At 69.8% G+C, this 8,915-nt stretch carries 7 protein-coding genes and 1 pseudogene; 5 read left to right on the forward strand and 3 right to left on the reverse strand.

The window, feature by feature from the left end; genetic code table 11:
• Positions 1-96: 96 nt before the first annotated feature.
• Positions 97-459 (forward strand): annotated as a pseudogene (locus tag ACFW2Y_RS32685) (IS5/IS1182 family transposase); the annotation flags it as partial.
• 149 nt (positions 460-608) lie between these two features.
• Here ACFW2Y_RS32685 and ACFW2Y_RS32690 read toward each other — a convergent pair.
• The 3 genes from ACFW2Y_RS32690 to ACFW2Y_RS32700 all read right to left on the reverse strand — a co-directional run bounded on the left by ACFW2Y_RS32690 (position 609) and on the right by ACFW2Y_RS32700 (position 3,637).
• Positions 609-1,409 (reverse strand): class I SAM-dependent methyltransferase, encoded by an 801-nt coding sequence (locus tag ACFW2Y_RS32690; RefSeq protein WP_384886389.1) that lies wholly within the window; start codon positions 1,407-1,409, stop codon positions 609-611.
• Complete coding sequence (locus ACFW2Y_RS32695) at positions 1,406-2,602, reverse strand: alpha-hydroxy-acid oxidizing protein (RefSeq protein WP_384886391.1); 1,197 nt, start codon at positions 2,600-2,602, stop codon at positions 1,406-1,408. The genes ACFW2Y_RS32690 and ACFW2Y_RS32695 overlap by 4 nt, the downstream gene beginning before the upstream one ends.
• Positions 2,603-3,040: 438 nt before the next feature.
• The gene (locus tag ACFW2Y_RS32700; RefSeq protein WP_384886394.1) at positions 3,041-3,637 is read right to left on the reverse strand and encodes a hypothetical protein; all 597 of its coding nucleotides are present in this window, start codon (positions 3,635-3,637) and stop codon (positions 3,041-3,043) included.
• Positions 3,638-4,611: 974 nt separating this feature from the next.
• Here ACFW2Y_RS32700 and ACFW2Y_RS32705 point away from each other — a divergent pair.
• The 4 genes from ACFW2Y_RS32705 to ACFW2Y_RS32720 all read left to right on the forward strand — a co-directional run bounded on the left by ACFW2Y_RS32705 (position 4,612) and on the right by ACFW2Y_RS32720 (position 8,621).
• Positions 4,612-6,111 carry an amino acid adenylation domain-containing protein gene (locus ACFW2Y_RS32705; protein ID WP_384886404.1) on the forward strand — a complete coding sequence of 500 codons (1,500 nt, stop codon included), beginning with the start codon at positions 4,612-4,614 and terminating at the stop codon, positions 6,109-6,111.
• Entirely contained in the window at positions 6,108-7,436 is a 1,329-nt protein-coding gene (locus ACFW2Y_RS32710; RefSeq protein WP_384886396.1) for a hypothetical protein, read from the forward strand. The genes ACFW2Y_RS32705 and ACFW2Y_RS32710 overlap by 4 nt, the downstream gene beginning before the upstream one ends.
• Positions 7,437-7,458: 22 nt before the next feature.
• Positions 7,459-8,241 (forward strand): enoyl-CoA hydratase-related protein, encoded by a 783-nt coding sequence (locus ACFW2Y_RS32715; RefSeq protein WP_384886399.1) that lies wholly within the window; start codon positions 7,459-7,461, stop codon positions 8,239-8,241.
• Positions 8,242-8,450: 209 nt separating this feature from the next.
• Positions 8,451-8,621 (forward strand): hypothetical protein, encoded by a 171-nt coding sequence (locus tag ACFW2Y_RS32720; protein WP_384886402.1) that lies wholly within the window; start codon positions 8,451-8,453, stop codon positions 8,619-8,621.
• Positions 8,622-8,915 lie beyond the last annotated feature (294 nt).

The following is an 8,915-nucleotide window of genomic DNA, read 5'->3' on the forward strand; positions in this document are numbered from 1 at the left end:
ATCACTACTGCCCCCTCGGCACCAACGCGGTGGTCACAGGTGGCACGCTGGCGAAGCGGAACGTGATCCTCTACACCACGTGGCGGGACACGACCTGCCGAGGGGCGGATCGACTGGAGCATGGTCAGCGTCGATTCCACGGCTCGCCGCGCTCATCAGCACGCGGCTGGTGCCTCCACCCGTGCCTCGAAGATCCCGAGTCGGCGTAGGAGCCTGCCGCGTCACCGTCCCGATGAGGCCCTGGGACGCTCGCGAGGCGGGCTCACGAGCAAGATCCGTCTTGCTGGGGAAGGCAGGTGTCGCCCGCTCGGGTTTGGCATCACGCCCGCCGACGTGACGGGCCTGGCGGGTCGCCGGCCGGAACTTGTCGAGTCGAGGCGGTCACTTGCCGCGGCACGTCCGGTGACGCCCACGGGCGCCGGAGACGTCGGAAACGCGTCCAGCCGCCCGCACCTCCGCGATGCCGGAAGCGACTTCCGGGACGGTGTGGCGCGGGCTCCGCACGATGCGTCCCGACGAATCCCGGGCCCTTGTCGCACATCCGCACGAGAGGGAGTCGCTGCCGACCTTGGACGATCGCGAACACGCAATCGATTTTCGACGTGTTGTCAGAACGCGGGTTTGGTGGCGGTCAGGGTGACCGTGGCCATGCCCATCTCGACGAGTCCGGGACGGGAGAGCCGGTCGAGGATGGTAGGGACGTCACCGGGAAGGATGCCGGGGAGTTCGGCGATGGCCGGGCCGAGATGGTCCAGGGTCAGACGCCAGAAGCGGCCCATGGGGGTGTCGTGGGCGACGGTCGGCACGGTGGTGCGCAGGCTCGCGTCCGTGAGGCCGTGGGCGGCGGCGGTACGGGGCAGGTCGAGGCCCCAGTGGGTGCAGTCGGTGCCGAGGCGGTCGGTCAGGACGTGCAGGGCACCCAGGGAGACCCTCCGGTAGGTCTCGTCCCGCGCGGCTTCCAGGGAGAACAGCGCGGGCTCCTCGATGACCAGACGGCCACCGGGAGCGAGCCAGCGGACGATCCGGGCGAAGACCTCCGCACGGGTGGGCAGGTGGTGCAGGAGGTAGCGGACGTGGATCACGTCGAAGGAGCCGTCGGCAAACTCGTCGGTGGTGATGTCATGGCGCAGGACGTCCAGCCGGTCCCCGCGTATCGCCTCCAGGAAGCGGAGGTCGAGTTCGGTGGCGGTGACGTGGGCGGAGGGGAAGAGGTCGAGCATCCGCAGGGCCACGCTGCCGGTCCCTGCGGCGAGTTCCAGGCAGCGACGCACGGGACCGGGCACGGGCGCGGACAGGGCGTTGACGGAGACCGGGTCGAGGACGTCGGCCAGGGCGGTCAGCCGGGCCTTCTCGTCCGTACCGGTGTGGCTGAAGATCTGATCGCCGTAGCGTTCGGTGCGGGTGGTCATCGGGCACTCCGGGGGGTGGTGACGGGGGTGAGGTCGGCGGGCGAGAGGGTGTCGGGCCGGTGGTGTCCGGCGAGGGTGAGCGCGCCGGTGAACTCGGCTTCCAGGCAGCGCAGGACGTGCGCGACGCCGTCCTGGCCTCCTACGGCCAGGCCGTAGAGCCAGGGGCGGCCGATCATGACGGCGCTCGCCCCCAGCGCGAGGGCGATCAGGACGTCCGTCCCGGTGCGGACGCCCGAGTCGAACAGGACGGGCACCCGGCCGGCGACGGCCTCGGACACGCCGGGAAGGCAGTCGAGGGATGCGACTCCGCTGTCGAGTTGGCGTCCCCCGTGGTTGGAGACGATGAGTCCGTCGGCGCCCTCGTCGACGAGGAGTGCGGCCTCGTCCGGCCGGCAGACTCCCTTCACGATCACGGGCAGTTCGGTCCAGGAACGCAGGAGCGCGAGGTCCGCGGGACGGAGGGCGGGTCGGGTGTAGAGGCGGTTCCAGGCGGCCGCGGCGGCTTGCACGTCCGCCGGCCCGGGGGCGGTGCGCCCGGCGGGCGGGAGGCTGATTCCGGCAAGTTCGCGGAACCGGGGATCGGAGAGGTAGTTGCCGAGGCCGTGACCGTGCCGGAAGGGGAAGAAGCCCGAGTCGAGTTCGCGGGTGCGCCAGCCCGCGACGTGGCAGTCCCCTTGGAGGACGACGGCGCAGTACCCGGCGCTCTCCGCCCGCTCGATGAGCGAGCGAGCCAGTTTCTCGTCGTCGGGCCAGGCGAACTGGAACCACCGCCGCCCCCCGGGGGCGGCCTCGGCGACCTCCTCCAGAGAGGTCGAGGTCGCCGACGACAGCACCTGGACCAGGCCCGCGTCGGCGGCGGCCCGTGCCGCCGCCCGCTCCGCCTCGGGATGGGCCAGATCGGCCACTCCGGCCGGGGCCAGCATCACCGGCGCAGCCATGGGCGTGCCCAACACCGTGCACGAGGGATCGGCGGCCCTTCCGTCGCGCAGGACCCGGTAGTTCAGGCCCCAGCGCGCGAAGGCGTCCTCGTTGGCCGCCACGGTCCGTTCCTGTCCGGCACCGCCCGCGATGTAGTCGAAACGGGGCCGCGACAGGACCTCGCGAGCCCGGTCCTCCAGCCCTTGGACGGTGAACGGGAAAGGACTCCCGCCCGCGGCGAAGACCTGACTCTGGTAAGCATTTGCGTACGACAATCAAAACTCCTCTGAGTGGGGTTTCCTCTCCCGATGAACGCCCGCTGCGCTCGTCGACGGTTTGGAGAGGGTCAGTGTGCGGACGCCGGCCCGGGGCGAGCCGTGCGCTTTGGTTCGCGGCCATGCGCGCCGAGGCGGCAGACCAGACGTCGCAGGGTGCCCGAGGTGCAGAGTGCCCGCGATCACGGATCGCTGCACGGAGAACTGCCCCACCGGACAGCCCGGGTGCCATTGATGAACGTTTCCGCAACGCAAACGCCCGCAGGAAAGCCTCCACATCAAGCGGAGGTTGGTGCCCCCTGCGAGTGCATGCCAGCCACAGCCCCCTCCGGGACCGGCATTCCCCAGCGCGCCGATCGGCCGTGACGGGGTGGCGACAGCGGCCGACAGACGACCGGTGCCGCGTCCCCCGAGGGAATCGGTGCGCCGGCGCGGGCGTCAGCCGGTGGCGGGTGGGTAGACGCTGTCGACCGTGTCCTGGTCGGTGGTGGTCTGCCACTCCATGACCCTGCTGCCGTCGGTGCGTTCCGGGACGTAGCGGTCGGCGCGGAACCAGAGGCTCTGGGCCGGTCGTTTGCCGTTGGCGAGGTACTCGCGTTCGACCGTGACCGTGGTGCTGCTGACCTGGGTGCTCTCGGTGGCGACCCGGGTGCGCAGTTGATGGCTGACCGTGGTGCTCAGGGAGGCGGAGAAGCCCTTGTATTCCATCGCCGCTTCGGCAGTGGCGGAGATCCCGGTGACGGATTCCACCTCACGGACATCGGTGGTGGCGCCCTGCAGGTTGTCGAGGTTGATGCACATCATGCCGCTGGAGTAGTCGTCCGCGGCCAGGATGGTCCCGCCGACCTTCTGCTCGATCAGATCCTCGCTGTTATCCGGGCACAACACGCTCCAGGCCCGTGCCAGCCGGCCCTGCCCGTTGGCGACAGGCGAGTGGATCGTGGCGCAGGCGCTCGCGCCGAAGTCGGCACTGGCCGGGTAAAGGCCTGTGCGCTTGCTCTTCGATTGGCACGAGTAACCCGCCTCAGGATTCACCGCTGCCACCATCAGCCCCCTCCGCCCATGACGTAACAGCGGCAAACTACACAGTGCACACTGTCGACAACAGACGGCATTTTCCGGCCTCGGCCGAAAACGGGACTTGACAACGCACGGATGGGCTTTTCGCATTGACCACGACGGGCAACCTCCCGAGAAGGACGACTGCTGGCGGCCCACGGCATGATCACCCAACAGCGACAAGGAGCAGAGCAGCAACGGGGGGCCTTGTCCCCGGAGTGAAACGGTCCGGTCAACCGGGGTGATGCCGTGGCGGAGTCCCGATCGTTGGCGGTGTTGATTCCACACGACGCTGTCGAGGGCCCGGGCACTCCGTTGGTTCCGCAGCCTTCCGTGCCCGACGTCGCGGACGAGCCGGTCGAGCGCGTTTCATGACCCGTCTACCACCCGAAGGCGTGAACCGAACCCGCCGTGGAGACCCATCGGCTGCTTGAGGCCTTCCCGGCCCGGCACACCGACCGGCGCGAGGTCGCCGACCGGTTCAGAACGGCCGCCCTGCCGATCGCGGCCGGTCCCACCGTGCTGGTCGTGAACGCCCCCGGCGACGTCGCCGGGGCTGCGGCCGAGGGCCGTCCGTCGTCCCGGGTCACACCGACTTCGAGCGCGAGGGAGCCCACGGAGCCACTGCCGAAAGCGGCTCGGTCGCATGCGCGGCACCCACCACGGACCTTACGAAAGTCTGACGCGGCGCCCGTCTCGACTTCCGGGGACTGATCGAACTGGTGCCCTTGGTACAGACCTCGTGGTCACCACCCGCCGCATTCTCTGACCGCCCCACCCTTCGGGAGTTTGAGATGACCGAGCAACTGTTCCTGAACACCGCGATGCCGTCGCAGGCGCATCGCATCGCCGATGCCTCTTTCCGCGCCCGCCGTCCCCCCCACCCGCACGCCCGGCAACCCTCGTGGGATCCGGCCCCCCTCGCCCATCTGCCGGGAGATCAACGGTGGATGCTCCACCAATTCGGCCAGGGGCCCGCCGCGACACCGTCACACCCCTGCATCCATCATCCGATCGAAGAATTCGCTGCGGCCCGACCTCACGCGACGGCCGCCGAACACGGGGGCCGGACGCTGACCTACGGCGAGCTGGACGCCCGGGCGAACCGCCTCGCCGCGCTGCTCGTCGAGCAGGGTGTGCGTCCCGGCGACCGGGTCGGACTGTTCATGCGACGGTCGCTGCCCTTGCTGATCGGCGTCGTCGCGATACTCAAGACCGGCGCCGCCTACGTGCCGCAGGACGCGGAGCAGGCCCCCGCCGCACAGTTGGAGCACGTGGTGCACACCGCCGGGATCAGGGTGGTGCTGACGACATCGGCCTACGCGGACAAGCTCCCCGTGCCGACGGGAACCCGGCTCGTGGCGGTGGACAGGATGCTGGAGGAGCCTCTGGCCCCGCACGCCTCCGGGTTCCGGCCGCTGCGCCCCGTCCAGCCCGATGACGTCTGCTACGTCCTGTTCACCTCCGGAACGACCGGCCGCCCCAATGGAGTTGCCGTCACCCATCGCAATGTCTGCAACCTGCTGCTCACCACACCGGGAGACCTCGGGATCCGACCTGGCTGGCGGGTCGGCCAGATCCTCAACATCGCCTTCGACATGGCCGCGTGGGAGATCCTCGGAGCCCTCACCCACGGGGCCACCCTGGTCGTGCGCGGTAGCGATGCCGCGGCGGCGGTGCGTGACGCAGACGTGATCATCGCGACGCCCAGTGTGCTCGCGACGATCGACCCCGATGACTGCGCGCGGGTACGCGTGGTTGCGGTGGCCGGCGAACCGTGTCCGCGTGCGCTGGCCGACACGTGGTCGCGCCGCTGTGCCTTCTACAACGGCTGCGGCCCGACGGAGACCACCATCGTGAACACCCTCCAACGGCACTGTCCCACTGCGCCGTCGTTGACGATCGGGCGGCCCACGCCCAACAACACCGTCTACATCCTCGACCCGCAGGGGCGGCTCTGCGCCCCGGGAGAGGTCGGCGAGATGTGGGCGGGCGGTGACGGCGTGTCCGCCGGGTACCTCGCCGACCCGGTCCTCAACGGCGAGCGGTACGCGCCCGATCCGTTCCTCGGCGGCCCTCGACTCATGTTCCGCACCCGCGACCTCGGACGCTGGACGGCCGAGGGCGAGCTGGAGCACCTGGGACGCACCGACGACCAGGTCAAGGTACGCGGGTTCCGGGTGGAACTCGATGCGGTCTCCGCCGTGCTGGAATCGGTGCCCGGCTGCGAACGGGCCGTGACCCTCAAGACCGACGACCGCACCCTGACCTCCTTCGTCACGCCCGCCCTGGTGGACACGGAGGCGGCCCGCGCGGCCGTCGCCGACGCCTTGCCCTACTACTGCGTGCCCGCCGTCGTGCACCCCTTGTCGCACCTACCGCAAACCGACCGCGGCAAGGTCGACAAGGCCGCGCTCCGCCGACTCGCGGAAGGGGGCGGCATCGCATGACGGCCTCCGCCTCGCCCACGCAGGCACGCGGCCCGCAGCACGGCCGGGCCCCCTCGGAGTCCGCAGCCGGCCTGCCGGATCCGCTGCCACTGCTGCGCCGTGTGCTCAAGCATCCGCGCCTGATGCACTACAACCGATTGATCGCCCTGGTCCTGCTGGTCAACCTGGCCGTCGCCGGAGCCGCCGCGCCCGGCGGGATCGACCCACGAACCTCCGCTGATGCCGTACTGGTGAACATGGCCCTCGCCATCCTGATCCGGCAGCAGTACGTCATCAACGCACTGTTCCGGGTGGCCACCGCAGCCCCTACCTCCTGGCCGCTGCGACTGCGCTGGACGCTCGGCAAGGTCTACCACTTCGGAGGCCTGCACGTGGGCGGTGCGGTGTGCGGCACCGCATGGTTCATGACGCTACTCGTCCAGCTGGCCATCACGGACGCGGACCCGGCGCTGCTGGCCGTCTCCTCCGCCCTGGCGGTCCTACTGGGCGTCTTGGTGGTCACCGCACTACCGCCGGTGCGCGGTCGATTTCACGACGTCTTCGAACGGACCCACCGCTTCGGCGGCTGGGCGGCTCTCGCGCTGTTCTGGTGGCACACGCTGATCCTCGTGCACGGGGACGGCCGCTCCGTGCTCACCGCTCCGCAGACCTGGTTGCTCGTGCTCGTGACGTTCAGCGTCGCCCTGCCGTGGCTGCGCCTGCGCAAGGTGCCGGTGTCACTCGAACGCCCCTCCTCCCATGTGGCGTTGGTGAATTTCGACCACGGGCACACTCCGTTCGCGGGCTCGTCGACGGCGATCAGTCGCCGTCCACTGTGGGAGTGGCATTCGTTCGCGAACGTGCCCGCTCCCGGACGCAGCGGCTTTCGGCTGACCGTGTCACGAGCCGGTGACTGGACCGGGTCGTTCATCGACGACGCCCCGGAAGAGGTCTGGGTCAAGGGCATCACCACGGCCGGAGTGGCGAACATCGAGACGCTGTTCACCAAGGTGGTGTACGTGGCGACGGGCAGCGGCATCGGTCCGTGCCTGCCACACCTGCTCGCTGCCGAGGTACCCGCCCGTCTGGTGTGGGTCACACGGTCCCCGCGGGAGACCTACGGCGACGCCCTTGTCGAGGAGATCCTCGCCGCACAGCCGGACGCCACCATCTGGGACACCTCCGTCCGCGGCAAGCCCGACATGGTGCGACTCGCCTACCAGGCACGGCAGGAATGCGGAGCCGAGGCCGTGATCTGCATCTCCAACAAGCGCGTGACCTGGAAGGTGGTCCACGGTCTGGAACGCCTGGGCATCCCCGCCTACGGCGCGATCTGGGACTCCTGACCGAACGAAGGGAAAGCACACCGTGAACGAATCGAACCTGCACCACATCGTCGTACGGCGGGACCGGGCGGTGGTCACCGTCCAACTGCACCGCCCGGCCGTTCGCAACGCACTGAACGGCGCGCTGTTGGAGGAACTCCTCGGCACGCTCGCCCCGCTGGACGAAGATCCGGAGGTCGGTTGCTTCGTCGTCACCGGATCCGACGGCGTGTTCGCCGCGGGCGCGGACATCGCGGAGATGGTCGATCGATCGGCCCCCGAAATGGCGGAGGAGGACTACTTCGCCCGATGGGAGGAGTTCGCCGCCCTGCGCACGCCGAAGGTTGCCGCAGTCGACGGCTACGCCTTGGGCGGCGGCTGCGAACTGGCGATGATGTGCGACATAGTCGTCGCATCCGACCGGGCCGTGTTCGGGCAGCCCGAAGTCCTGCTGGGCGTCATGCCCGGCATCGGCGGGACCCAGCGGCTGACGCGTCTGGTGGGCCGGGCCAAGGCCATGGACCTCATCCTGACGGGGCGTCGGATGAGCGCCGAGGAAGCCGAACGCGCCGGTCTCGTCTCCCGGGTGGTGCCTGCGGCCGACCTCGCGGGAGAGGCCGCCGACATCGCTGCGACCGTGGCCGGTCTCGGCCGTGCCGCGGTGCGTGCCGCCCGCGAAGCGGTGGACCAGTCCCTGGAGGTGGGGCTCAGCCACGGACTCCGGTTCGAGCGCCGCTCCTTCCACGCGCTGTTCGCGACCGAAGACCAGAAGGAGGGCATGCGGGCCTTCCTTCAGAAGCGTCCGCCCACGTTCACCGGACGCTGACGACGCTCCCCGCTCGGTGTGGCCGTCTCGGCCACACCGAGCGGCCTCGCGGCCTTCCGCACCGCGGGGCCTCGTCTCCGGCGGTAACCTCCGACCTGCGCTGCCACCGCGACACCTGGGAGTTTCTCACCACCCTCACCGCCGGCCGCCCTCACTTCCGCGTCCCACCACGCGTTACCGACGAGGCCGACAAGCGGATCTTCGCGCCCTTGTCCGGCAGCTCGCTGATCGCGCTGCTGATTAGCCTGAACGCCGTCATCGGCACCGCCTCGGACGGCAGCGGCGACCGGGAAATCGCCGCCTCGGTCTACGAGCGGATCGAGCTGCGCCTGACCCGCCTCGGCGACGGCGACGACAACCGGGGAGCCTGGGACGCGTAGCCGAGCAGTGCTCGTCCGGTTCCGTGCGGGGGACCGGGAAGGCTCTCCTCCCAGTGGCCCGTCCGGCTTGCGACGAAAGACGCTGGCCCTAGGTCCTGTCTGGAGTTCCGATCACGACTGCGGTGCGATGCTGCGGAGCCAGAGCATCGCACCGCATAGATGCAGTCCGGCCTCATAGCTCTCCGGGGTCTTGTCGAAGCGGAAGATTTCAAGTCCAGTGAGACAGTCGTGACGCTATGAGGTTTGTGCTGCGGGCTCGCGGCGCTTGGCCGGGTCGTTGATCCACGCCTGCTG

The organism is Streptomyces sp. NPDC058877 (assembly GCF_042742855.1).
In the GTDB taxonomy this organism is placed as follows: Bacteria; Actinomycetota; Actinomycetes; order Streptomycetales; family Streptomycetaceae; genus Streptomyces.

Excerpts from the sequence above, each read along its gene's own strand:
- ACFW2Y_RS32690 (WP_384886389.1), bottom strand. The coding sequence starts at position 1,409 with ATGACCACCCGCACCGAACGCTACGGCGATCAGATCTTCAGCCACACC.
- ACFW2Y_RS32705 (WP_384886404.1), top strand. The coding sequence starts at position 4,612 with ATGCTCCACCAATTCGGCCAGGGGCCCGCCGCGACACCGTCACACCCC.
- ACFW2Y_RS32710 (WP_384886396.1), top strand. The coding sequence starts at position 6,108 with ATGACGGCCTCCGCCTCGCCCACGCAGGCACGCGGCCCGCAGCACGGC.